Annotated in this window: 26 protein-coding genes; 7 read left to right on the forward strand and 19 right to left on the reverse strand. The window is 70.1% G+C overall.

What is annotated here, in order from left to right:
* Nucleotides 1-915 (reverse strand): DUF222 domain-containing protein (locus HOV77_RS32115; protein WP_290869292.1); only part of this gene is annotated, 915 nt, incomplete at its 3' end.
* A 193-nt stretch (nt 916-1,108) separates the two neighbouring features.
* Between HOV77_RS32115 and HOV77_RS32120 the strand changes: the two genes are divergently transcribed.
* Nucleotides 1,109-1,336 carry a hypothetical protein gene (locus tag HOV77_RS32120; RefSeq protein ID WP_290869295.1) on the forward strand — a complete coding sequence of 76 codons (228 nt, stop codon included), beginning with the start codon at nt 1,109-1,111 and terminating at the stop codon, nt 1,334-1,336.
* 9 nt (nt 1,337-1,345) lie between these two features.
* Here HOV77_RS32120 and HOV77_RS32125 read toward each other — a convergent pair whose 3' ends face one another.
* From HOV77_RS32125 to HOV77_RS32135, 3 genes are read right to left on the reverse strand one after another with little or no spacing between them, the layout of a single operon-like run.
* Nucleotides 1,346-1,714 carry an alpha/beta hydrolase gene (locus HOV77_RS32125; protein WP_290869297.1) on the reverse strand — a complete coding sequence of 123 codons (369 nt, stop codon included), beginning with the start codon at nt 1,712-1,714 and terminating at the stop codon, nt 1,346-1,348.
* A 20-nt stretch (nt 1,715-1,734) separates the two neighbouring features.
* On the reverse strand, nt 1,735-1,899 hold the full coding sequence (locus HOV77_RS32130) for a hypothetical protein (RefSeq protein ID WP_290869301.1): 165 nt from the start codon (nt 1,897-1,899) through the stop codon (nt 1,735-1,737).
* A gap of 43 nt (nt 1,900-1,942) precedes the next feature.
* Nucleotides 1,943-2,293, reverse strand: coding sequence for a hypothetical protein (locus HOV77_RS32135; RefSeq protein ID WP_290869305.1), 351 nt, complete (start codon nt 2,291-2,293; stop codon nt 1,943-1,945).
* A gap of 98 nt (nt 2,294-2,391) precedes the next feature.
* Between HOV77_RS32135 and HOV77_RS32140 the strand changes: the two genes are divergently transcribed.
* A complete protein-coding gene (locus HOV77_RS32140) occupies nt 2,392-3,018 on the forward strand; it encodes an alpha/beta fold hydrolase (protein ID WP_290869308.1) in 627 nt (208 codons plus the stop codon).
* A gap of 104 nt (nt 3,019-3,122) precedes the next feature.
* Nucleotides 3,123-4,607 carry an MFS transporter gene (locus HOV77_RS32145; protein WP_290869359.1) on the forward strand — a complete coding sequence of 495 codons (1,485 nt, stop codon included), beginning with the start codon at nt 3,123-3,125 and terminating at the stop codon, nt 4,605-4,607.
* A 16-nt stretch (nt 4,608-4,623) separates the two neighbouring features.
* Here the strand turns inward: HOV77_RS32145 and HOV77_RS32150 are convergent, their stop codons facing one another.
* Nucleotides 4,624-6,423: an ABC transporter ATP-binding protein gene (locus HOV77_RS32150; protein WP_290869311.1), complete on the reverse strand. Its 1,800-nt coding sequence runs from the start codon at nt 6,421-6,423 to the stop codon at nt 4,624-4,626.
* Complete coding sequence (locus tag HOV77_RS32155; protein ID WP_290869314.1) at nt 6,420-8,276, reverse strand: ABC transporter ATP-binding protein; 1,857 nt, start codon at nt 8,274-8,276, stop codon at nt 6,420-6,422. Before HOV77_RS32155 ends, HOV77_RS32150 begins: the two co-directional genes overlap by 4 nt.
* Nucleotides 8,277-8,517: 241 nt before the next feature.
* Here HOV77_RS32155 and HOV77_RS32160 point away from each other — a divergent pair, with 241 nt between their 5' ends.
* Nucleotides 8,518-8,901, forward strand: a complete 384-nt coding sequence (locus HOV77_RS32160; protein ID WP_290869317.1) for a nuclear transport factor 2 family protein — start codon at nt 8,518-8,520, stop codon at nt 8,899-8,901.
* Between the two features lie 9 nt (nt 8,902-8,910).
* On the opposite strand, the gene HOV77_RS32165 is transcribed toward HOV77_RS32160, so the two are convergent.
* Both HOV77_RS32165 and HOV77_RS32170 read right to left on the reverse strand, forming a co-directional pair.
* Entirely contained in the window at nt 8,911-9,495 is a 585-nt protein-coding gene (locus tag HOV77_RS32165) for a Uma2 family endonuclease (RefSeq protein ID WP_290869319.1), read from the reverse strand.
* 74 nt (nt 9,496-9,569) lie between these two features.
* Nucleotides 9,570-10,469: an alpha/beta hydrolase gene (locus tag HOV77_RS32170; RefSeq protein ID WP_290869322.1), complete on the reverse strand. Its 900-nt coding sequence runs from the start codon at nt 10,467-10,469 to the stop codon at nt 9,570-9,572.
* A 53-nt stretch (nt 10,470-10,522) separates the two neighbouring features.
* Between HOV77_RS32170 and HOV77_RS32175 the strand changes: the two genes are divergently transcribed.
* Entirely contained in the window at nt 10,523-11,143 is a 621-nt protein-coding gene (locus HOV77_RS32175) for a TetR/AcrR family transcriptional regulator (protein WP_290869325.1), read from the forward strand.
* Here HOV77_RS32175 and HOV77_RS32180 read toward each other — a convergent pair.
* Nucleotides 11,115-11,882 carry an ABC transporter permease gene (locus HOV77_RS32180; protein WP_290869327.1) on the reverse strand — a complete coding sequence of 256 codons (768 nt, stop codon included), beginning with the start codon at nt 11,880-11,882 and terminating at the stop codon, nt 11,115-11,117. The genes HOV77_RS32175 and HOV77_RS32180 overlap by 29 nt on opposite strands.
* Nucleotides 11,879-12,820, reverse strand: a complete 942-nt coding sequence (locus HOV77_RS32185; RefSeq protein WP_290869330.1) for an ATP-binding cassette domain-containing protein — start codon at nt 12,818-12,820, stop codon at nt 11,879-11,881. Before HOV77_RS32185 ends, HOV77_RS32180 begins: the two co-directional genes overlap by 4 nt.
* A gap of 78 nt (nt 12,821-12,898) precedes the next feature.
* Here HOV77_RS32185 and HOV77_RS32190 point away from each other — a divergent pair, with 78 nt between their 5' ends.
* Nucleotides 12,899-13,666 carry a TetR/AcrR family transcriptional regulator C-terminal domain-containing protein gene (locus tag HOV77_RS32190; RefSeq protein ID WP_290869332.1) on the forward strand — a complete coding sequence of 256 codons (768 nt, stop codon included), beginning with the start codon at nt 12,899-12,901 and terminating at the stop codon, nt 13,664-13,666.
* 14 nt (nt 13,667-13,680) lie between these two features.
* On the opposite strand, the gene HOV77_RS32195 is transcribed toward HOV77_RS32190, so the two are convergent.
* The 5 genes from HOV77_RS32195 to HOV77_RS32215 all read right to left on the reverse strand — a co-directional run bounded on the left by HOV77_RS32195 (nt 13,681) and on the right by HOV77_RS32215 (nt 17,630).
* On the reverse strand, nt 13,681-13,962 hold the full coding sequence (locus tag HOV77_RS32195) for a hypothetical protein (RefSeq protein ID WP_290869334.1): 282 nt from the start codon (nt 13,960-13,962) through the stop codon (nt 13,681-13,683).
* Nucleotides 13,963-14,075: 113 nt separating this feature from the next.
* Nucleotides 14,076-15,758 (reverse strand): cellulase family glycosylhydrolase, encoded by a 1,683-nt coding sequence (locus HOV77_RS32200; RefSeq protein ID WP_290869336.1) that lies wholly within the window; start codon nt 15,756-15,758, stop codon nt 14,076-14,078.
* A gap of 89 nt (nt 15,759-15,847) precedes the next feature.
* Nucleotides 15,848-16,162 carry a hypothetical protein gene (locus HOV77_RS32205; protein ID WP_290869338.1) on the reverse strand — a complete coding sequence of 105 codons (315 nt, stop codon included), beginning with the start codon at nt 16,160-16,162 and terminating at the stop codon, nt 15,848-15,850.
* A 161-nt stretch (nt 16,163-16,323) separates the two neighbouring features.
* Entirely contained in the window at nt 16,324-16,920 is a 597-nt protein-coding gene (locus HOV77_RS32210; RefSeq protein WP_290869340.1) for a class I SAM-dependent methyltransferase, read from the reverse strand.
* Nucleotides 16,921-17,114: 194 nt separating this feature from the next.
* Nucleotides 17,115-17,630 (reverse strand): PadR family transcriptional regulator, encoded by a 516-nt coding sequence (locus tag HOV77_RS32215; RefSeq protein WP_290869342.1) that lies wholly within the window; start codon nt 17,628-17,630, stop codon nt 17,115-17,117.
* Between the two features lie 68 nt (nt 17,631-17,698).
* On the opposite strand from HOV77_RS32215, the gene HOV77_RS32220 reads away from it, so the two are divergent.
* Complete coding sequence (locus HOV77_RS32220; RefSeq protein ID WP_290869344.1) at nt 17,699-19,042, forward strand: MATE family efflux transporter; 1,344 nt, start codon at nt 17,699-17,701, stop codon at nt 19,040-19,042.
* Here HOV77_RS32220 and HOV77_RS32225 read toward each other — a convergent pair.
* The 4 genes from HOV77_RS32225 to HOV77_RS32240 form a co-directional block, all read right to left on the reverse strand.
* Nucleotides 19,002-19,772 carry an SGNH/GDSL hydrolase family protein gene (locus HOV77_RS32225; RefSeq protein WP_290869347.1) on the reverse strand — a complete coding sequence of 257 codons (771 nt, stop codon included), beginning with the start codon at nt 19,770-19,772 and terminating at the stop codon, nt 19,002-19,004. The genes HOV77_RS32220 and HOV77_RS32225 overlap by 41 nt on opposite strands.
* Before the next feature lie 115 nt (nt 19,773-19,887).
* The gene (locus tag HOV77_RS32230; RefSeq protein ID WP_290869350.1) at nt 19,888-20,448 is read right to left on the reverse strand and encodes a hypothetical protein; all 561 of its coding nucleotides are present in this window, start codon (nt 20,446-20,448) and stop codon (nt 19,888-19,890) included.
* The gene (locus tag HOV77_RS32235) at nt 20,445-21,857 is read right to left on the reverse strand and encodes a multicopper oxidase family protein (protein WP_290869353.1); all 1,413 of its coding nucleotides are present in this window, start codon (nt 21,855-21,857) and stop codon (nt 20,445-20,447) included. Before HOV77_RS32235 ends, HOV77_RS32230 begins: the two co-directional genes overlap by 4 nt.
* On the reverse strand, nt 21,854-22,541 hold a 688-nt coding region (locus HOV77_RS32240; RefSeq protein WP_290869356.1), incomplete at its 5' end, for a hypothetical protein. The genes HOV77_RS32240 and HOV77_RS32235, both read right to left, overlap by 4 nt.

Here is a 22,541-nt window from a genome sequence, read left to right on the forward strand (position 1 = left end):
GGTCGCGCTGCCGCCCGCTTCATGCGAGCCACGTGCCACGGTCGCGCTGCCAGCCGCGGTGGCCGCGCCGCCGGTCGCCGGTGCCGAGGCGGGCCTGCCGAACGCCGTGCCGAGATTTGGACGGCTGCTGCTGAAGTCCGGCTGCCTGCCGTTACCGTCCGGGAGGTCTGGGCGATCGCCGCTCAGGGTTTCGCCTGCCTCTGCTTCGGCACCTGCTGCCACAGCGGTGGGTGCGGGCCGCCGTGGTGCCGACAGTGGATCCAGTGCCGCGCGCAGGATCGCAGCCATCTCGGCGTCCAGGATGCCGCGGATGCGGTATTCGCCTTCACCGTTCGGGATCAGGGTGAAGTCTCGCCGATCGTGCGCCGACCGTTCCGCCCGTTCCAGCTCGCGACGCAGGCGTTGTTCGGCGATCTCCGGGGCGACCAGCTCAAGAATGTGCCGGCGGTGTTTATCGAGGACGTCCGGGCGCAGGTGGTCGTCGGCGGCCAGGCCGGTCAGCACCTCAGCCGCTTTGGTCTTTCCGAGATCACCCACGGCGGACGGCAGGTCGTGCACGGTCTTGGCGATCACCTGCGCCTGCCCCGTGTTGATCCGCCCATCGGCCAGGCCCTGCTGCGCGACCGGCACACCCGGCAGCAGGCGGGCGAGTTTCACGTGTTCGACGGCGTCTTTATGCCGGATCGCCAGCAGAAACGTCAACCACGCCGCGGTCGTGGTCGCACCCGCGTTGTAGGCCATTTCCCGATGGTCGGCCTCGCCGACCAAGCCCAGCATGCGCGCTGACAACCGCCGCATGAGCGCGTCGACACGGCGTACCTCGTCGGTGATCTCGGCGTCAGACAACGTCCACAGGGGACCGGCTGCAAGCTCGGCGACATCCGCCTCTGCCTGCGCCAACACCCCCGTGCCCATGACCCAAATTTTAGAACGCCTGTCGGACCACTAACCGGGGGAGAAGCCAACCGGCACACAAGATGCCGAGAAACGATCAACCCCTTGACCGTCCACATCAGATAGTCTCCTAGGACGGTTTAGGGGGAGTGGGCTTCTCCGCGTGGCGAAGCGTTCGTACGGTGGCGGAATGACTTCGGCGCAACGAGCTCCGTTGGTGGCGACCATCAACGGTCAGGTGTTCCGGTGCCTGGTGTGTCAGGGCGGCTTGTTCAGCACCCGTCGCATCAAGCTGAACACGGCGGTGATGGAGTTTCTCGACCTAGCCTGGGCCAACCGTTCGTCGCTGGGCTTGATCTGCGGCAACTGCGGATACGTGCACGAGTTCCTGGGTGATGCCGTGAAGCTGTGGGAAGCCGACACCGGCGATTTCTGGGCCTGAGGTGGGGGTTCAGCGGGTCGTGAGGCGTGTCGACGGATCGAGGCACCAGGCCGACGCCGAAGGCCAAGGGCCGTAGCCGTCGGCGACGGTGATGTGACCGGCGCCCGGAAGCACGTCGACGTCCCCGCGCAGCAGGTGGCCGTAGGCGTCGGCCGCGCCTTCGGGGCAGTAGGGGTCGTTGTCCGAGCACGCTAGGCGCGCGCTGATCGGCTGGTCGAGCCCGGCCGGGTCGAACGGCGCGATGACGTCCCAGGCGAACGCGGACGGGCCGGGCGGGCTCACGAGGAGCACGCGGTCGGCGGTGGTGCCGCGGTCGGCGGCGTGGAGCCAGGCTATCGCGCCGAGGCTGTGCGCGACGACGACGCGTTCGCCGCGCATCATCGCGAGTTCGGCGTCGATCAGCTCCAGCCAGGCCTCCAGCGAGGGTCGGTCCGGTCCGGCAGCTGCGGGTAGAAGACGTGCTCACCCTTGAGGCGCAGCTGGTACGCGAGATCGTGTTGCCAATGCGCGGCGGGACGGCGGTTCTCGACGCCGTGCAGTATCAGGAAACTGCGCGTCCACATGGGCGAACGGTAGCGGTCGGGGTTCGTCAGGGGCTGGGTGTGCTCAAGTTCCGGGATCGGTTCGCAGCTTGCCGCTCCAGGGTGACAGCTCGGACATGAAGACGAGGGTGTCCTCGCAGGCGATCGCCGCGTCGACGTGGCCGCCGCGGTCGAGGCTCGTCATGGCGAGGAGCATCCCCAGGCCGAGGCTGTCGGCGTAGTCCTCGTCGAGCTCGTCGGGGGTGTGCACAAGGGTCCAGAACGTCTCCCGCAGAATGCCCTGGTACCAGGCCTCGCCCGGCGTACGCGGGCATTCGGCCGCGACGAACGAGAGGCGGGTCAGCAACTCGCGCCGAGGCGAGTCGGCCATGCCGCCGAGCGTGTCGGCGGCTGCGGCCGCGAAGTCTTCCGGCATCCGCGAATTGTGCCTCGTCAGGTTCGGCTGCGACGGCCAAGGGTGGCTTGGCACATCCACATCCACATCCACATCCGGCAACCGCTAGCCTGCTCGGCATGGCGCTGCACGTCCACAACTATGGCCCGCCCGACGGACACGCGCTTCTGGCGCTGCACAACATGAGTGGCGACGGCGGCGCGTGGTCGGAGGTCGCCGGTCTGCTGGCAGGCTTCCGGGTGCTCGCGCCGGACTTGCGCGGATTCGGGAGATCGTCGCCGGAACCACCGTGGACGTTCGACTATCAGGTCGCCGATCTACTGGCGACCATCGACGCCGCTCGGGTCGACCGGGTGGACGTCGTCGGCCACTCGCTGGGTGGTTCGATTGCGGTGCAGTTGGCTCGGCACGCGCAAGAGCGCGTACGCCGGTTGGTGTTGCTCGATCCGGGTATCGGCGTGCCACCGCTGATCGCCCTCGCCGGCGCGCGGGCGGCGACCAGTCCGGTCACGGCAACGTTGTGGTCCGAGTCGGCCCGGCCGGCGGTCGTCCCGCCGTCAGGGGTGCCGACGCTGCTTGTGCTCGCCATGCGCGGGCGCAACGAGGAGTTCGAGTACGTCGCCGAGTGGCGCGCGGCCGGTGGCGACCTCACCGTGAAGCATCTGGACTGCGGGCACGCTATTCCGCGGGAGCGCCCGGCTGAGACCGCCGATCTGATCCGCGAATTCCTCAGCGCGCCCGAGTAATCGGACTCTGCGGTAGGTATCTCCGACTTCGCCCGCGATCGGGCCGACCCGAGAAGGATTGAAGGTCTGCTCGACACGGGTGGGGGGAATTCACCGTGGACACCATGCAGGCCGCCCGGTCGGGCGTACCGATCTCCGAGTATCCGAGGCGCTGGCTCGCGCTCGCCGTCATCGCGGTCGCGCAGCTGATGGTCGTGCTGGACGCGACCATCGTCAACATCGCGCTGCCACAGGCCCAGGCGGACCTGGGCATCAGCGACCCCGACCGGCAGTGGGTGGTGACCGCCTACACGCTGACGTTCGGCGGCTTCCTGCTGCTCGGCGGGCGCATCGCCGACTATTGGGGCCGGAAACGGACCTTCATGACCGGTGCGGTCGGATTCGCCCTGGCGTCCGGGCTCGGCGGTCTCGCTCAGCACGGTGCGACCCTGTTCGCCGCCCGCGCGCTGCAAGGCGTGTTCGGCGCGCTGCTGGCCCCGGCGAGTCTGGCCCTGCTGACCGTGCTGTTCACCGAGGTTCACGAGCGGTCCAAGGCGTTCGCCGTGTACGGCGCGATCTCGGCCGGTGGCGCGGCGGTCGGCCTGCTGCTCGGCGGTGTGCTCACCGAGTACGCCGACTGGCGCTGGTGCCTGCTGGTGAACATCCCGATCGCGCTGGCGGCGATGCTGGCCGCGCTCGCGGTCGTCCCGGAGAGCCGGGCGCACGGCAACACCACGCTCGACGTGCCCGGCGCGATCCTGGTGACCCTGGGACTGGCCGCGATCGTCTACGGCTTCACGAAGGCGGCCACCGACGGCTGGGACGCCCCCGTGACGCTCGGATTCCTCATCGGCGGCCTGCTGCTCGTGGTGATCTTCGTGTTCCTGCAGATGCGCGTACGCAATCCGCTGCTGCCGCTGCGCATCCTGCTCGACCGCAACCGGGGTGGGGCGTACCTGGGCAGCCTGTTCGTCGGGGCGGGGCTGTTCGGCTCGTTCCTGTTCATGACGTTCTACTTCCAGCGCACCCTGGGGTACTCGCCGATGAAGGCCGGTCTGGCGGCGCTGCCGGTCAGCGCCGGTGTGTTCGTCGCCGCCGCGGTCGCCAGCCAATTCGTCCCGAAGGTGGGCCCGAAGCTGTTCATGGTGGTCGGCGGCGTCTTCGCCACGGCGGCGTTGCTGTGGCTGACCCAGATCGGCGTCGACACGGCGTACGCGTCGCACGTGCTGCCTGCGCAGATCCTGCTCGGCCTCGGTCTCGGCTCGATCTTCGTGCCGTTGTCCAGCCTGGCGCTGATCGGAGTCGCCGATCACGACGCCGGGGCGGCCAGCGCCACGCTCAACGCCACTCAGCAGGTCGGCGCCTCGCTCGGGACGGCGCTGCTGAACACGCTGTTCGTGTCGGCGGTGACGGCGTACCTGACCGATCACGCGGCGCAGGTCGTGCTGCGGCCGCAGCAGGCGCAGGCCGAGGCGGCGGTGCACGGCTACACGGTCGCGTTCCTCTGGGCCGCGATCATTCTCGCCGCCGCCACCGTCGTCATGGCGGTCGTGGTGAAGGCGCACAAGAGCGACCTCCCGGTGCAGGGCGCCGGAGGCGGGCCGATGTGACCCGCCCCCGGCGCCCTCAGGCGTCGGCGTACGCGTCCGCCTGGATGCGGTAGAGCCCGGCGTACCGGCCGCCCGCGGCGAGCAACTGGTCGTGGGTGCCCTGCTCCACCAGCCGGCCGTCGTCGAGCACGAGGATGTGGTCGGCTCCGGCGACGGTGGAGAACCGGTGGGAGACTACGACCGTGATCGCCCCGGTACGCCGGGCGAGGTCCCGCGCGCGGGCCATGTAGCGCTCGAAGATGGCGTGCTCGCTGGGTGCGTCGAGGGACGCCGTCGGCTCGTCGAGCACGAACAGCACCGGCTCGGTACGCATCGACGCCCGGGCCAGCGCGGTCTTCTGCCACTGGCCTTCGGACAGTTCGACGCCCCCGTACGCCCGGCCGAGCTGGGTGTCGAGCCCGTCCGGCAATCGCTGGACGAATCCGCCGGCGTCGGCCGCCCGGACGGCCTCGGCGACCCGGTCGTCGTCGTGCAGGCGTGGGAGGTCGCCGACGCCGACCGCGTCCCGGAAACGGATCTGGAACCGGCCGAAGTCCTGGAACGCGGCGCTCGACAAGGCGCGCCAGCGTTCGGTGTCCACATCGGTCAGATCGATTCCGTCCACGGCGATCCGCCCGGCGTCGGGTTCGTAGAACTTGGTCAGCAGTTTCACCAAAGTGGACTTCCCGGAACCGTACTCGCCGACGACGGCCACGACCGCACCCGCGGGGAGCAGGCAGCTCACGCCGTCGAGGGCGGGGCGGTCCGAACCGGGATAGCTGAACGACACGTCCTCGACCGTGATGCCGTCGCGTACCTGGGCCGGGGCGGGAAGGTCGCCGCGACGGGCGGTCGTCTCGGCGTACCGCCGCAGCCAGAGATAGGGATCGGCGAGCGTGCGCCCGGCCATGGCCTCGGACACCCCGGAGAGCGCGTCCTGCAACGCGTCGCGCAGCGTCGCGGCGACCGTGACCGCGAGGACGAGGTCGCCCACGGTGCTCTCGCCGCGAGCCGCGCGGTAGACCACGACGGCCAGACCCGCCCCGAGCCCGGCGGTGAACAGCGCCCACCCGGCCAGATCGCCGGCGGCGGCGCGGACGCGCGCCTGGTAGCGCGTGGCCTGCGCCGCGGACCAGGCCGCCTGCTGGTGCGCGGCGAGCCGGCCGCCGACGCCGCAGACGCGGATCTCCTTGCCACCGGCGGGTCCGGTGGCAAGGTTGAACAGCTCGCGTTGCAACCGGTACGCCTCGGCGGTATCGAGTTCGGCCTGGAACACGGTGCGTTGCCCGCGCCGTTCGAAGTAGATCGGCGCGGCCGCGAAGGCGACCAGCGGCAGCAGCCACGGAGTGACCGCCGTGCCCAGCAGGATGAGCAGCAGAATCAGCCGCAGGCCGACGAACAACGCGATGACGGCCGACCACAACGAGGCGCTCAGCCGCCAGCCGAAGCCACGTAGGAGAGTCACCCGGTCGAGTAGGTCCGTGCGTTCCAGGTGGCCGAGACTGGGCAGCCGGGCGAGCCGGGACTCGACGTCGCGGCGCAGATGCAGGACGCCGATCCGGTCGACGAGCATCGCGTCGAGCACCCGGCTCAGGTCTCGTAGGTAGACGGTCAGGCCGAAGACGAGGGCGGCCCCGGCCGCGCCCGCGACGGCGGCGGCGCGGTCGCCGCGGATGATCTCGTCGATCGCCGCCCGTAACGCCAGCGCCAGCATCGGCGTCGTGCCCGCCGACGCCGCCTTCACGGTGAGCAGGGCGGCCGTCGCCCCGGGATGGTGCCGCCACGATTGGCGCAGTACTTCGGCGAGCAGTCTCAAGTAGCGCCAGCGCCCGTTCACCGAACGTCACCTTCCTCCAGGCGATCGTCGAAGCCCCGCCGGAACCGTTCGGCCTGCAGGGCGAACATCTCGGCGTACGCGCCGCCGAGGGCCGTCAGCTCGTCGTGGTGGCCGGATTCGGTGATCCGGCCGTCGCCGAGCAGCACGATGCGGTCGGCCTGGCGTACGGTCGACAACCGGTGCGAGATGAGGACGACGGTGGCGTCGCCCTTGTGCGCCGCCAGCCGCTCGAACACGTCGAACTCGGTACGCACGTCGAGATGCGCCGTCGGCTCGTCGAGCACGAGGACGTCGGCCCCGGTACGCAGGGCGTACAACGCGCGGGCCAGCACGACCTGCTGCCATTGGCCGCCGGACAGGTCCACACCGCCGGTCCGGGACCGGGCCAGGGGAGTGTCCCAGCCCGCCGGGAGCCGGTCGAGCACCCCGGTCAGCCCGGCGTCGCGGGCCGCTTCCGTCATCGCTTCCTCGTCCGGAGGAACGCTGCCGTTGCCGAGCGTCACGTTGTCGGCGAGCGTCAGCGGATAGCGCACGAAATCCTGGAAGACCACGGACAACCGGCTTCGCCACAGCTCCGGCGGCACGTCGGCCAGGTCGATCCCGGCTGCGGTGATCCGCCCGGCGGTCGGCTCGTAGAGCCGGGCGAGCAGCTTGATCAGCGTCGACTTGCCTGCGCCGTTCAGCCCGACGACGCCGAGCAGCTCGCCCGGCCGGATCTCCAGGTCGAGCCCGGCGAGCACGGGGTGGGCGGTTCCGGCGTACTGGAAGCCGACGTTCTCGAACCGGATCAGCGGCCGCTGCGGGAGGTCGGCCGTGTGCTCGGGCAGCGGGCGGGTGGCCAGCTCGTCCCGCAGTTGCTCGTACGCCCGCAGGCAGTGCACGGTGTTCACGGTCAGGTGCGGATTCTCGGTGAGAGCCTGGTAGACGGCGGTCGACGCGGCGAACACCGCGGCCGCGACGGCGACCGTGGCGTCGCCTCGCACGGCGGCCAGCGCGACTCCGGCGTACGCCGCTAGCAGGGGAACGGTCAGGATCAGCGCGGGCCGCCACAGGCCGGTCAGCGTACGCCGCCCATGCGTCCACATAGGATCGAAGCCGAGCCGCAGATGATGCTGGATACGCCCGACCGCCCAGTCGGCCAGCCCGAAGACCCGGATCTCCTTGCCCTCGCCGGGTGAGACGATCGCGTTCGCCCACACGTCGGCGTGCATGCCGGGCGCGATGGACCGCCGCCAGACCAGCCGCCGCCGCTTCGCCTCCCGCGCGTACAACCGCTCGGCGGCCAGCCCGGCGGCGATCAGGATCGGGACCAGCCACCAGGCGTACGCGGCCAGGACGACACCGGCACCGGCCATGGCGAGCAGCCGGCCGATCAAGCTGAGCTGGACGAGAACTCCCGGTCCCGGCGTGCCTTCGATGAAGCTCTCCGGGTCGGCCCGGGTCTGCCAGATCAGCGCCTGCACGTCCGGGCGCTCCAATGCGCCGACAGTCAGGCTGGTCCCGGTCAAGCGGGCCACCCGGGCTCGGTGTTCCCCGTCGATCCGGGTCTGGGCGAGGTAGCTCAACGGTTCCCGGACGGTGCTCAAGGCGTACCCGGCGAGGACCACGACCAGGTACAGCGCCAGCGGGGCGAGCGCTGCGGCGGCGTACCCGGCGACGACGGCGTCCAATCGGGACACCAGCCGGGCGAAGGTGACGGCGGTGGCGGCGGGGACGAGCCCCTCCAGCAGGGTCAGTGCGATCAACCCGGCGAGTACGCCGAATCCGGCGGCGCGCAGTTTCTTGAGCATCTCGATGCGATCGCGAAGGGTGGCGGCCGCCTCGGTCTGGGCGGCGAGCCCGATGGAACTCACGGTGGGAACTCCCTCGATCCGCCCGGAACGCGGCGACGCCGGTCGTGGGACGGTGAAGACGGGGGTAACGAAGACAGCCGATGGTGGGCGCGCGAACACCCACGCCCGCGCGGTCAGCCGACGCGGGCGAAGTCACAGAAGACGGCTGCGGTTCACACCATGCGGGCGATCTTCGAAGTACGCCGGGCCGATGTCAACTCAAATTCCACGCCGACGGTCCGGCGTACGCGAGGATGGACGGGTGGACACCACGGAGGAGACCCGCCGGACCGCTCTGGACTACGTGGAGAGCCTGGAGCGCCGGGACTGGCCTCGCTGGGAGGCGTTGATCGCCGAGGACGTCGTCTACGAGCTGCCGCAGAGTCGCGAGCGCATCCGCGGGCGGGCGAAGTTCCTCCAGTTCAACGTGGAATATCCGGGTGACTGGCATCTCGACGTACGCCGAGTGGTCGCCGACCGCCGGAACGCCGCGCTCTGGCTCGACGTGCGGGTCGGCGACGACCACGTGGACGCCTGCGTGTGGCTGGAGATCGGGACCGACGGGGCGATCACCAAGGTCACCGACTATTGGCCGGAGGCGTACGACCCGCCCGCCGGGCGCGAGCACCTCGCCGAACGGTATTAATCCGCCGAACTAATCGGCCGGGAGGCCGGTCTTCTCCAAGTCGGACAGCTTGTACTGGCCGACCGCCTGGTAACGGCCGTCCGCCAAGGTGAACCGGGTGATGTCGGCGTCCTTGACGTTGTCGTCGGCCGGGAACCGCACCAGCCAGTACTCGGGAATCCCGGCAGCGGCGTACTTTGCAGGCTTGGAGCCGACGTCGCGGTCCTCAGACTCTGGCGACACGATCTCGACCGCGACGGCGATGGCCGAGGGCGGATGGTGTGCGCGGCGGTCGTCCGGTTCCCCGGCGAACGCGGCGACGTCGGCGATCCGGGTGCTGCGGTCGCCGAACTTGATCCCGACTTCGTGCGTCGCGATCCGGCCCGACTGCTCGAAAAGCCAGACCAGGCGGCCTGCGACACGGCTATGCCAGATGATGGCGGGGGACATGATGACCAGGCTTCCCTCGTGCAACTCGTAACGATTGCCGTCGTGAGGAAGCTTCTCGATGTCCTCCACCGTCCATTCGGCCGGCGTGAGTTCCAATGTGAGCAACGGGCGCTCCCTTCCGCGCTCACCGTAGGCCCGCTCACCAGCCGATTCGTCGGTCGTCATGGACACATTCTGACACCGAAAAGGTCGCAGAATAGATACCCCCCCATACGAGTCACGATTGTGCGGGAGCGCGCTTACGACGCGTGACTCATACCGGCGTTGGCGGCGATGGCGTCGGCGATGCGCGACCAGTGCGGCGCGGGCAGATCGTGTCCCATGGCGGGGAGGACCGTGGCCGTCGCGCCCGGGATCGCCTTCGCGAGCGCGCGGGCGGCGGCCGGTCCCCGGAGCAGCGGGTCGTCCTCGCCATTGACGACGATCGTCGGCGCGGAGACCGGCAGGCGGCGGGCCGACAGCCCCGGATAGGACCGGACCGCGGCGAGCTGACGCTGGGTTCCGGACTGGTCGCGGGGCGCCCGGTGGTGGGCGATCTCGGCGACCTGACGAGCCCACGTCACGTCGACCGGATTGCCGGGCGAGGACTGCGCTCGCGAGATGTCGACGAGCGTCTGGATCGCGCCCTCGTCGGTGTCCGGGTGCTTGATCTTCGCCATCTTCCCGAGGAAGCCGAACCGGATGTAACGCAGCGACGCCCGGGTGCCGGACGGGGTGGCGAGCAGCAGGGCCAGGCTGCGTACGCGATCGGGGTGGCCGAGCGCGGTGGCGACGGCCAGGAAGCCGCCGAGCGAGGCCCCGGCGACGTGCGCGGACTTCCAACCGAGCGCGTCCATGACGGCAAGCCCGTCGCCCACCATGTCCGCACCCGTGTACGCCGGCATCCGGTCCCGGCGGAACAGCGCGGCGACCGGATGCCGCTGCTGGACGGAGGTGAAGTGCTGGGACAGCCCGGCGTCGCGGTTGTCGAACCGGGCCACGAAGAACCCCCGGTCGACGAGCGTCCGGCAGAAGTCGTCGGGCCAGTACACCATCTGGAAGTCGAGGCCCATGATCAGCAGCAGCGGTTCGCCGGAGGGATCGCCGAAGGTCTCGTACGCGATCTTCGCCGATCCGTTCTGGGTGTACTCGACCGTCATCTCGGGCCTCCCGAAGTTTTTTGCAATGCACTTGCATTGTATAGTGGGCGGTGATGCCGAAGAAGGTCGACCACGAGCAACGAAGGTCACACATCGTCGAGGCGCTGCTGCGGATCGTGGGCGAGCGCGGGCTGGAATCCGTCTCGCTCCGTGAGGTCGCCGCGGAGGCGGGCGTGTCGATGGGCGCGGTGCAGCACTACTTCGCGTCCAAGGACGAGATGCTGCGGTACGCGATGCAGCACTGGCTGTCGTTCACGGTGCACCAGCGGTTCACCCGGGCGGTGCAGGCCCGGCTCGCCGGGGCGGACGTGTCCGATCCCGCCGTCGTGCTGCACGCGGTGGCGGCGGCGTACCTGCCGCACGACGCGGAGAGCCGGGCGAACGCCAAGGTCGCGCTGGCCTTCATCGGCCGGGCCGCCGACGAACCGGCGATCGCCGAGGCGCTGCGCCCGGCCCACGCCGGGCTGCTCGACGTCGTCGGGCGCATCCTGGCCCGGCAGGCGCCCGGCGTGGGGGAGCCGCTGACCGGCCGGCCCGCTGCCGACGGCGTACGCCGCTTCGTCGGGCTCCTCGACGGGCTGAGGCTGCACGTGCTGGCCGGCGCGGTCGCGTACGACGACGCGTTGGCGCTGGTGGATCGGTATCTCAGCGAGACGCTCGCCGATACGCCATGACTGCGAGCGGTGCGAAGACCGCCACGATGGCGGCGCTCCACAGCAGCGTGCGCGTGACGGCGGGGCCGGCGGGCGTACCGAGCAACAGCGCCCGGAGGGCGTCGGAGACCTGCGTCACCGGGTTGATCTTCACCCAGGCCTGCAGCCAGCCCGGCAGTTTGCCGGTGGGCACGAAGACGTTGCTGCCGAAGGTCAGCGGGAAGACCAGCACGAGGCTGAGCGCCTGAACCGTCTCGGCCGCCCGCGCGACGACCCCGATCAGCGTCGCGATCCAGCACACGGCGAGCGCGAACACGAGCATCAGCAACGCGGCCGCCGCGACGCCAGAAAGTCCATTGTGTACGCGGAAGCCGAGGGCCGCGCCGATGCCGAACACGAGCACGATCGCGAGGGCGTACTTCACGGTGTCGCCGAGGATGTGCCCGATCAGTGGGGCCGAACGGGCGATCGGCAGGCTGCGCAGCCGGTCGTAGACGCCGGTGCGGATGTCGGAGTTCAGCGAGATCGCGCTGCCCAGGGTGGCGAACATCAACGCCTGCACCGCGATGCCGGGGATCACGAACTGCAGGTACGCGTGCCAGTCGCCGGAGACGGCGTTGCCGAACAGGAACACGAACATCAGCACGAAAGTGATCGGCATGAGCGTGATGTCGAGCAGCTGATCGGGTGTGTGCCGGAACTTCACCAGGTTGCGCCACGCCAGGGCGCCGCCGTGGCGGAGGGTGCGAATCGGGCTCATGCGATCACCTCCTTTGCGGTGAACTGACCGGTGAGGGCCAGGAACACCTCGTCGAGACTCGCCAGCCGAACGCCCAGTTCGTCGACCGCGACCTCCGCGCGGCGCAGCTCGGCGGCGGCCTCCGCGAGCACGGCTGCGGCATCGGAACCGCCGCTCAACGCCACCGAGACCAGGCCGTCCGAGGTGACAGCGGCATCGCCCAGGACGGCGACGACATCTGGTATGCGCGCCGGGTCGGCCGGGCGGACGCTCAGCGTATGCCCGCCGATCTGTGCTTTGAGCTGCGACGGGGTGCCGGTGCGGACCACCCGCCCGTGATCGACTACGCACACGGAGTCGGCGAGCCGGTCGGCCTCCTCGAGGTACTGAGTCGTCAGCAGCACGGTCGTGCCGTCGGCGACCAGACCGCGGACGAGCTCCCACACGTCGGCGCGCGAACGCGGGTCGAGTCCGGTGGTCGGCTCGTCGAGGAAGAGGACCTGCGGACGGCCGAGGAGGCTGGCGGCCACGTCGAGACGGCGGCGCATCCCGCCGGAGTAGGTGCGTACCGGCCGCCCGGCGGCGTCGGCGAGTCCGAAACGGTCGAGCACCTCGGCGACCCGCCGTCGTGCCTGCATCCGGGGCAACTCCAGCAGGCGTGCGATCAATCGGAGGTTCTCCGCGCCGGTCAGCGCGTCGTCCACCGCCGCGAACTGTCCCGTCAGCCCGATCAACTCGCGTACGCGATCCGCCTGGCGGACGACGTCGAACCCGCCGACCCGGGCGGTTCCCGAGTCGGGACGCAGCAGGGTCGCCAGGACGCGTACGGCGGTGGTCTTGCCCGCGCCGTTGGGTCCCAGCAGTCCGCAGACCGACCCGGCCGGCGTGGCGAGGTCGAATCCGTCGAGCGCGACGGTGTCACCATAGCGCTTCCGCAGCCCGCTTACTTCGATCATCATCAGTCCTCTCGTACGAAGTACGAAAGACCGTACCGCGTACGAAAGCGGCTGACAACTGAGGGCCGGTACGCTGTGCGAATGGCTTCGGAGAAGTCCCAGCTGCTCTGGTCCCGCCCGGCCGGGCGGCCCAAGGTCACGCGGGAGCAGATCGCCACCACCGCGCTGGCGATCGCCGACGCGGAGGGTTTCGAAGCCGCCACGATGCGCCGGATCGCAGCCGATCTCGGCGCCGGGACGATGACCCTCTACCACTACGTACGCTCGAAGGCCGAGCTGAAAGCGCTCATGCTCGACGCGATCATGGCCGAGCAGCTCGTCCCGCCCGGTGAACTGCCGACGGACTGGCGCGGCGCGCTCACGGCGTTGGCGTACCGGACGCGGGCGATGTTCCGCCGGCATCCGTGGGCGCTGACCGGGCTCGCCGAGGCGGCCGGTGCTGGCGGGGGCGGCGCGGGACCGCACGCTCTGCTCCACTTCGAGCAGTCGCTGGCCGCCGTCGCCTCGACCGGCCTACCGCCGCAGGACCGGATGGACCTCATCTCGGCCGTCGACGAGTACGTCGCGGGCTTCGTGCTGAAGACCGATCTGGAGCCAGGCCTCGAATCCGTGCCAGCCGAAGCCACGCCGCAGGCGACGGCGTACCTCGACGGGCTTCTGTCCACGGGGGACTATCCGCACGTCGCCGAGCTGCTCGGCGACGGCGACCGCTGGGCGGCCCTCGTACGCCTCGGCAATGCGTACTCGCCGGACGAGCGGTTCGACCGGGGTCTTCGGCGGCTGTTCGACGGAGTCGCCGCGCAGATCGCCGCCCAGCCCGGCGAGCGCTCGTCTCGCCGGAGCGCATGATCAGGTACGCGAGTTCACCGCTGACGACGAAATTCGCCGCGACTCCACCAGTCGATGGCTTCACCCTCGGCGGCCATGCGTTCGATGTCCCGCGCCGCTCGATTGCCACCCGGACCCCAGCAAAAGACCCAAAGCTTCCGAGCCGCCTCGTGGTACTGGTGGATGATTTCGTCCAGCGCGAACACGTCGATCTCTCCGGCACGATAGCGATCGGTGGCGGCCGCGACCATCTCGGCGAGCATCGCGAGCTGCGCCTCGTGGTAGGCGATGACCACCTGTTGCGCGTCGGATGCCATGCGTACCAGGTTAGCGATAGCGGACGACGAGGGCTCTGATCACGATGTGTGCGGGCGGGGCGATGGCGACCGCCACCATCCTCCGACGGCTGTGACCACCCCGCCCGCACCGGCTAAGCCGTGCCGGTGACTGCGCTACCGGAACGCTCCACTGTGTACTGAATGGTCGCGCCGCTCCAGAAGTGGAAGGTCAGCGTCACCGGCGCACCGTCAGCGACCTCGTTGAAGAAGGTCTCCGTAAGCGCGATCGTGCCGGCCGCGTAGTCGGGCGAGAAGGTGATCGCGAACTCCTTGTACGAAGTCCAGTTCTGCGGACCGGCGAAGGAGCCGTCGGCGTACTTGGCCTCCATAGTGGCCAGGAGGTCGCCGTGGAACGCGGCCGGAAGCTGGAACGCGTTCGTGGTTCCGGTGGCACTCCCGAGCGCCGGGAGGTCGTTGGTGATCACCCGGAACTTCCAGGGCACTCCTCGGTCGAACCGGGCCGACAGCACCGTGTTCACCCCGTATGCCCGATCGCCGGCGAGCCGGGTCAGCGAAGCGGCCGGGAAGGTGAGCTGGTCGCCGGAGAGCCTGTAATCCTTGCCCGGCACCAGCCGCTTGCCCGCGGTGAAGATCCCGGTGAGCTGGGCTCCGTTGAGGTTCAACGTGACCGTCTGGTCGGCGATCGGGGTGGACTTGCCGACGAAGATCAGGTCGGTGCTCGCCGTCGCCGAGCGTACGCACCAACTGGACTTGATCTGTGCGGTCAGGTCCGGGTCGCTCCACTGGAACGTCGTCCGGTTCAAGTGCTGGCCGTTGTCCCACCACATCGTGGTGATCCGACGCTCCCGGGCGTAGTAGCCGAGGAACTCGAAGAACTTCAGCTTCTCGCCCTGCTCGATGACGTTCAGGCTGCGGTCGAAGCCGAGCAGGCCGTACTCGCCGATGATGACGGGGATTCCGTGGGCCGCGTACGCATCGTGCACCCGGTCGAAGATGTCGGTCAGGTCCTTCTGGACCGTCGCGTCGAACTTGGTGAATCCGGCGATGTTCACGCTGAACGGCCAGAACCCGTAGAAGTGCACGGTCGCCACGAGGTTCGGGTCGTTCAGGGCGGTCAGCGTCGCCGTGAGCTCGTCCACCCGCGGCTGATCCGGCGAGGTGTGCAGCGTGGGCAACACCAGCAGACGTGTCGCGTTCGGCCCGCCCGATGCGCGTACGACCTGATGGAACGTGGTGTTGAGCTCGGCCATGAGCGTCGCGTTCTGCGCGTCGCCGGAGCTGCCGTTGAAGAACGGCTCGTTCACGCTCTCGAAGAGCAGGCGGGGCGACGAGCTCCGGAACGCCTGCGCGACCTGGGTCCAGATCGCGGTGAACCGGGCCAGCACGGCGTCGTGATCGGTCGGCATCGTCATGACCCACTGCCACGAGTCGTGGTGCACGTTGATCAGGACATGGAGCCGCTCGGCCAGCGCCCAGCCGACGACCTCCTTGACGCGGGCCAGGTATGTGGGGTCGATGACGTTCGCGGAGTCGAGGTGCTGAACCCAGGTGGCTGGGATGCGGATGCTGTTGAACCCGTTGGCCTTCACCGCCCGGATCAGGTCGCGGGTCACCCGGGGGTTGCCCCACGAAGTCTCGTCCGCGCCGGTCGAGTCGAAGGTGTTGCCGAGGTTCCAGCCGGGCTGCATGGCGTCCACGATGTCCTGTGGGCTGGCGGCGTTCTGTGTGCCGGAGGCGTGGGCTACACCGGGCACCAGTGCGGCCGACGCGGCGACGCCAGCCGCCGTCAACAGGTGTCTTCTGGAGAGGGTCATGCGGCATAGTTTGGCTGACGACTAAACTAAAGGGAAGAGAGGTCATTGCGAAGAAGACGTCGGAGATCGACTACTCATGAGCGCGAGCGTCATCGGATGCCGGCGAACCAGAGGCCGCCGCCGCAGGCGGCTGCGAAGAGCAGGCAGGCCAAGGCGCCGAGCCAGCCACTGCGAAAGCGCCAACTCCACAGTGCCACCGCGATGGAGGCTGCCGTGAGCGCGACGGCGACGGTCGCTCCGAGATAGAAGTCGTTCATCAGCGGTGCGTATCCCTCGCGACTGGGCTTCTCGTGCTCCACGGCAAGAAGGGCCGACAGCGGACCCAGCGTGCACAGAGCCCCGATGACGGTGGCGATGGCGGCGAGGGTCGTCAGGGTGGTGTCGCGCTGGGAATCCCCGTTCATGCCCGATCGGACGCGGTGCCGCCGCACGGGGTTCCGGAGGCCGCCGTCGGGCCAGGTCGAGGCCACAGTCCGCGTCGCGGGCGGATCTTTCGCCCTCCCGGTGAAGTGACGTCACTCAACAGTCAGGCGGCTCTCACGACACCGCCAGGGCGGAAGATCTGTCACCAGCGTCGCGTGGCGACGACGCTCGCCAAGTCGGGAGCGAGGCGTACCTCGATCGCGGCCAGCTCCGGATGCCGCAGCCAGTGCAGGCGGGCCTCGTCGGGTCGACCGCTGTGCGTCGGCGGCCATTTGGTCGCGGGGGTGAAGTCGTCCACCACCAAGACGCCACCCGGGTGGAGGAGGCGTACCGGGTCGGCCGCACCGCCGCCCTTGGCGTTGCCGCCGCCGTCCAGCACGAGCAGGTCGAACGGGCCGTGGGCGTACGCGGAGGTCCAGTCGCCGTGGACGATCTCGACGTCCGGCACATCGGCGAACAGCCGTCGCACGTGGTCGACCAGACGACCGTCCCGTTCGACCGACACAATGTGTACGCCGTCCCGACGGCCGCCGGCGAGCCAGGCGAGCCCGACGCCGCAGCCGGTGCCGGTCTCACCGATGCTCTGCGGTGCCCCGGCCGCCAAGGCGTGCAAGAGCCGGCCCTGCTCGGGACGGCACGACTTGTCGAACCCGAGGTCGGCCGCCAGCCGAACGGCGTCGGCGACAAGCGGAGGGAGCGCCGCCAGATCGGTGTAGCCGCTGGTCCCGCCGATCGACATGCGTTCCATCGTAGGCAACCGATGGCAGCAGTTCGTCCTGACAATGGCGCTGGCGAGAATCGGCCGCGCCGCATCCGCCGATCATCCGAGTCCGGGCTGCGACGGGCGGGGGGACGATGGTGGTGAGGCGGACGCCACGCACCGGCGTCCGCTTCCGTGGGACTCGCCGCCGCTGAAGCGGCCTGGGAGCGGGCTCAAGATCCGAGTTCGGACCGGAGCCAGGCTCGTTCGGCGTCCCGGGTGGCCTTCGCGATCTCGATCATCCCGCGCCGGTAGGGGTCGGCGAGGTCGGTCGACCGCATCGTCCTGCCGTCCGCCGAGAAGAAGCGTGCGGGCGCGTCCAGGAAGTCCAGCCGCTGCTGGAGCACTGCGTCTCGTTCGGTCTTGTCGGGCAGGTGCCGCAGGAAGGCCAGCAGCGTGAAGTACTTGTTCCGGTCGCTGATCTCGCCCGGCGACGGCTCCCGCAGCCGCCGGAGCAGCTCGGCACGACCGGCGTCGGTCAGCGAAAGGGTCTGCCGGGGCGCTCCGGCGGCACCGGGCTCGGTCTGCTTGGTGAGCAGGCCCGCCGACTCCAGCCGGGTGAGCGCCGGATAGAGCGCGCCGTCGCTGACCGCCTTGACGTGCCCGGTCAGGCTCTGGATCCGGTCCTTGAGCTCGTAGCCGTGCAGCGGCTGCTCGTAGAGGAAACCCAAGATCGCTAGCGTCAGCACGCCTCGATGCTATATCGTTCCGAGGTACCTCGATTCGAGGTACTGCACATAAAGGAGCGAAACCCCTCATGATCACCCATCGCCGCGCGCTGCTGCGCCTCGCCGGACCGAACTACGCCGGGCTCATGTCCGGCGTGGTGACCGGCATCATCGACGTCGCCTGGGTCGCCCGGCTCGGTGCCGGCGCGGCCGCCGCGGTCGCCGTCGCCACCAACATCGAGAACCTGCTGCTCGGCGTCATCCTGGCGGTGTCGGGCGGGCTCACCGTCGTCGTCTCGGGCCGGATCGGGGCGGGGGACGCCGTCGGCGCGCGCCGGGCCGTCCGGGCCGGATGGCTGCTGTTCGCCGTCGTCGCGCCCGTCGTGGCAGGGGCCGGGTTCTTGCTGCGTACGCCGATCGCCCGGCTGTTCCTCGACGACTCCGGCGCGATCGGGCTCGCTCAGGCGTACCTGGCGATCTCGCTGCCCGCCGTGATCGTCTTCTACGGGCAGTGGATGCTTGACGGGCTGTTCGCCGGCCACGGCGACACGCGTACGCCGATGCGCCTCGCGCTGCTGGCCAACGGCCTGGTGCTGGCCGCCGACCCGATCCTGATCTACGGGCTGGCCGGGTTCCCGAAGCTCGGCGTCGCGGGCGCCGCCCTGGCCACCGCGGGCGGGCGGCTCGTCGCGTTCGGTGTCGGGCTGATCCTGGCGCGGCGGCTCACCCGGGGCCCGGTGGACGGCTCGGTACGCACCGATGTCCGGGCGATCCTGCGCGTGGGCGGTCCGATCTCCGGCGACTTCCTGGTACGCATGGCGGGCGCGTTGGGGCTGGTCGCCGTGGTCGGCCGGTTCGGGGTCGTCGCCGTCGCGGGCTACGGCATCGGCATGAAGGCGCTGTACGTGGCGACGATGGCGTTCTACGCGATCCGCAACGCCGCCACGATTCACCTGCCGCGGAGCCTGTCCGCCATCTCCGGAGACGCGGGCGAGAAGCAGGTGGTCGAGGGAGACATCCGGCGGGTCACCCTCCGAGTCGCGTTCTGCGTCGGAGTCGTGGCCGCCGTCGTCTTCGCGGCCGGGTCAGGCTGGATTCTGCGGGCCTTCACCAGTGACCCGGCCGTCATCGCGGCGGGCAGCAGTTTCCTGCGCTGCATCGGGCCGTACCTCGTCGGGCTGTCCGGCGTGGTGGCGATGGGCGGGCTTCTGCAGGGAGCCGGCCGGGGATCGCTGATGTTCGCGGTGACCGTCGTCGGGATGACCGGCCAGCTCGGCCTCGCCTGGCTGCTGTCGTCAGCCGTCGGGCTGACCGGAGTCTGGGTGGCGATGGGCGTGTCCGCACTCAGCCAGCTCGCCGTGCTCCGGTACGCCGCCCGCCCGAAGCCGCGAGTCAGGCTTCGACCGGCGACGGCAGCGGGCGCTTGGCGGTGATCCCGTCGCCCGACGACTGGCCGCGCGCGTGGCGTACGACCCAGGGCAGGAAGTGCCCGCGCAGCCAGGCCAGCTCGGCGGCGGCCCGCTGACGGCGGGTGCGCACCGGCTCGGCCGGCAACGACGCCGTCCACGTCTCGTCGAAGCCCGGCAGGCCGGCCGCCCAGGCCAGGGCGTACCCGATCCGTTCGTGCCCGGCGCTGTTGGCGTGCAGCCGGTCGAGGCTCCACAGCCGGGGATCCCCGGCGACCTCGTGCGCGCCCAGGTCGAGCAGGATCGCCCCGGTCTGCGCGCTGACCTGCCGCAGCTTTTCGTTGTACGCCGCGAACCGGCCACGCAGCGGCCGCGCCATCGGCATGACCCGGACGGGGTCCGGCATGGTGAACGTGAGCACGGTCGCACCGGTGGCGATCAGGGCGGCCTGCATCTCGCCGATCCGGCCCGTGATGTCGTCGGCGTCGAAGCGGGGGCGCAGCATGTCGTTGACCCCTGCGACGACGGTGGCCAGGTCGGGGCGCAACTCGACGGCGAGCGGCAGTTGCTCGGCCTGGATCTCGGCGGTCAGCTTGCCGCGGACGGCCAGATTGGCGTACTCCAGGCCGGGGTGCGCCGCCGCGACGTGCCGGGCGAACCGGTCGGCCCAGCCTCGGTAGCCGCCCCGGCCGTCCGGGTCGTCGAGACCCTCGCTGGTGCTGTCCCCGATCGCCACATACCTACGCCACGCCGTCACCCGGCAACAGTAGCCCGCGTCCCTACCGGCGCTGGATCACGGATCCGGGTCGTATTCCCGCCAAGATTTGACCTAGATCCCTGATCCAGCGCCCCAAAGACCCGGCCCCGGCGTCCTAAGGCGCCGAGCGCACGCCGAGGACGAGCGCCCAGGCCGGGAAGACGAACCACAGCGCTGCGCCGACCGCGCCGCCGGCCACCCACGCCCAGGAGACGTCGGTGACCATCGTCACCAGCGTGCCCAGGAGGAAGGCGGCGAGCGCCACCGGAAGCCCGATGAGCAGGACCCGGCTCAGGGTGCGTACGCGGCCGCCGAGGGGCAGCCCGACGAACCCGGCCCAGATCATCGACGCGATCGAGGCGGCCGAGACGAAGCCGACCTGGGTCTCGAACGGCAGCGCGCCGGTCACCAGCAGCAGCTGGAACACGACGACGGTCACGGCGGCCACCGTCCCGACGACCGTCCACACGCGACGGCTGCTGAGCAGCAACACCACCGGGATGAGGGCGGCGTACTGGACGATGACGAGACAGTCGTTGGCGAAGCCGAGCCAGGTGTCGCGCGGGGTGTCGGTCCACGGCTGCGCCACGACGTAGAAGAGCACCAGGAGGACGTCGGCCACGAGGCCCACTACTCCGCTGACGATCGCGAACCAGCGCATCACGGCGTACCTCACTCGGGCTCGTTGCCGCTGGCCGGGCCGAGCACGTACGGGGTGGTGTACCCCTCGTACATCAGGTGCGCGAGCAGCCCGTCGGCGGCATGTTTCAGGTTATGGCAGTGATCGGCCCAGATTCCGGGATTGTCGGCGACGAAGGCGATCTCGTAGCTCTCGCCGTCGGCGACGTTGAGCGAGTCGATCCACCACGGGCTGCCCGTCGCGCGTACGCCGTCGCGGCTGAGCACCACGGCGTGGTGGCCGTGCAGGTGCATCGGATGCACTTCGCCGCTGTGGTTCACGATCGTCATCCGCACGACGTCGCCTTCCCGGACGATGTACATCGGGACGTCGGGGAACAGGTGGCCGTTGATCGTCCAGAACATGCCCGGCCGGCCGTCGACGAAGCCCGGGCGGCGGCCGATCTCGTACCGGAACGTCCGGTCCGGTTTGCCGGGGTCGAACCCGAGCGGCTCGGGTGTGCCATAGCTCAGCAGGTCCAGCGCCTGTTTCGGCTGCGGGGCTGCCGGGAGGTCGCCGGAGCCGAGCACGACCGACAGGGGACCGCCCAGCTGCACGCGTACCGGGGTCGCGGGCATCGTGACGAGCAGGTCGACCCGCCCGCCCGCGGTGAGCAGCACGGAGACGTCCCGGACCTCGCCCGGCTCGTGCAGGTCGGTGCCGTCGACGGCGGCCACCCGGAACGGCGTGCCGGTGACCCACACCGACATCGGCCCGTTGTCGGTGTTGACCACGCGAACACGGGCGGTCTGTCCCGCTCGGGCGGCCACCCGTAGATCGGCGGACGATCCGTTGATCGTGTGCGTGCCGCCGTACAGGTGGGCGGCGGCCACAGTGTCTACATCGGACGATTGGGCGGGGAGCACGACGAGCGCCCCGAACAGCCCACGTGCCACCTGCTCGTGCGACACCTGATGTGAGTGGTACCAGAACGTCCCCGGTTCCGGGGCCACGAACCGGTACACGTGCTCGCCGCCGAGGCGTACCGCGTCCTGGGTCACGCCCGCGACGCCGTCCTCCGCGTTCGGCACGTCCACACCGTGCCAATGCAGGGTCACGCCGCCGGTCACGTCCGCGTTCACCAGGCGTACCTGGATCAGCTGCCCGGCCCGCGCGGTGATCGTCGGGCCAGGCGTCGTGCCGTTCAGCGTGTATCGGTCACCCTCGTGGCGCGCGGTCAGCGTCACCGTCACGTCCGCCGGCCGGTTCCGGTCCGCGACCAGTTCGGTGATCGACCGCGCGCCATGCCCGGCGTGGTCGCCGCCCGCCGCGCCGCCGAGCTCCACGTGCCCCATGCTCATGATGGAGTACGCGTCGGGCAGCAGACTGTCCTGCCACCACCATCCCACCGGACCCAAGACGATCAGGGTCGCGGCGACGGCGATCAGCGGGCGGGTCGACTTCATGACGCGACGGCGTCCTTGCTCGGGGCGACGTCGGCGTCGGCCGTGTTCCGGCCCACCCGGCGGGCGGTGTAGAGCACGGTCGCGAACAACAGCAGCGCGTTCCCGCCGTGGATCATCCCCGTGATCGGCAGGTGGGCGTACCCGAGCATCGCCTGGATCGCGACGAGGACGAAGACCGCCGCGGCGTACCAGACGCCCTTGGGCACCTTGGCGAAGAACGACGAGATCAGCAGCAGCAACGAGACGAACGGGATGAGCATGCCCCCGTTCAGGCCGTGCACGATGATCCCGGCGACCTCCGGGAACGGCAGCGGGCCGCCTTCGCTTTCCATCACGGACTTGTCGAAGACGCCGCCGCTGTCGACCCAGCTCCCCAGGCCGGCGACCATCCACGTGATCGACATCGCCTGAACGACGATGAGCCCGGCGACGGTGTACGCGAGGACTTTGTAGACGGTTCTCATGGTTTTCCCCCTCGGATCGGACAGAGCCGCCGCGGTGTAGAGGCCGAGCCCCACGCTTCCGGTGACGATCGCGGCATACATCGGTAGGCCGAGGTCACCGGTGGGATAGGCGATCCGCACGACGGTGGCGATGGTGAGGGCCGAGGCGGCGACCCCGATGAGGGTCAGCGCCAGGGCGGCCGGGCGCACGCCGCCGCGCCGCGCGACCCGGCGATAGCCG

Origin of the sequence: Hamadaea sp. (genome assembly GCF_013362815.1) — a bacterium.
GTDB lineage: Bacteria > Actinomycetota > Actinomycetes > Mycobacteriales > Micromonosporaceae > Hamadaea.

Coding starts and splice junctions, on each gene's coding strand:
- HOV77_RS32125 (WP_290869297.1), bottom strand. CDS start 1,714: ATGCGCGGCGAACGCGTCGTCGTCGCGCACAGCCTCGGCGCGATAGCC.
- HOV77_RS32130 (WP_290869301.1), bottom strand. CDS start 1,899: ATGTGGACGCGCAGTTTCCTGATACTGCACGGCGTCGAGAACCGCCGT.
- HOV77_RS32135 (WP_290869305.1), bottom strand. CDS start 2,293: ATGCCGGAAGACTTCGCGGCCGCAGCCGCCGACACGCTCGGCGGCATG.
- HOV77_RS32140 (WP_290869308.1), top strand. CDS start 2,392: ATGGCGCTGCACGTCCACAACTATGGCCCGCCCGACGGACACGCGCTT.
- HOV77_RS32145 (WP_290869359.1), top strand. CDS start 3,123: ATGCAGGCCGCCCGGTCGGGCGTACCGATCTCCGAGTATCCGAGGCGC.
- HOV77_RS32165 (WP_290869319.1), bottom strand. CDS start 9,495: ATGACGACCGACGAATCGGCTGGTGAGCGGGCCTACGGTGAGCGCGGA.
- HOV77_RS32170 (WP_290869322.1), bottom strand. CDS start 10,469: ATGACGGTCGAGTACACCCAGAACGGATCGGCGAAGATCGCGTACGAG.
- HOV77_RS32175 (WP_290869325.1), top strand. CDS start 10,523: ATGCCGAAGAAGGTCGACCACGAGCAACGAAGGTCACACATCGTCGAG.
- HOV77_RS32180 (WP_290869327.1), bottom strand. CDS start 11,882: ATGAGCCCGATTCGCACCCTCCGCCACGGCGGCGCCCTGGCGTGGCGC.
- HOV77_RS32185 (WP_290869330.1), bottom strand. CDS start 12,820: ATGATGATCGAAGTAAGCGGGCTGCGGAAGCGCTATGGTGACACCGTC.
- HOV77_RS32190 (WP_290869332.1), top strand. CDS start 12,899: ATGGCTTCGGAGAAGTCCCAGCTGCTCTGGTCCCGCCCGGCCGGGCGG.
- HOV77_RS32195 (WP_290869334.1), bottom strand. CDS start 13,962: ATGGCATCCGACGCGCAACAGGTGGTCATCGCCTACCACGAGGCGCAG.
- HOV77_RS32200 (WP_290869336.1), bottom strand. CDS start 15,758: ATGACCCTCTCCAGAAGACACCTGTTGACGGCGGCTGGCGTCGCCGCG.
- HOV77_RS32205 (WP_290869338.1), bottom strand. CDS start 16,162: ATGAACGGGGATTCCCAGCGCGACACCACCCTGACGACCCTCGCCGCC.
- HOV77_RS32210 (WP_290869340.1), bottom strand. CDS start 16,920: ATGTCGATCGGCGGGACCAGCGGCTACACCGATCTGGCGGCGCTCCCT.
- HOV77_RS32220 (WP_290869344.1), top strand. CDS start 17,699: ATGATCACCCATCGCCGCGCGCTGCTGCGCCTCGCCGGACCGAACTAC.
- HOV77_RS32235 (WP_290869353.1), bottom strand. CDS start 21,857: ATGAAGTCGACCCGCCCGCTGATCGCCGTCGCCGCGACCCTGATCGTC.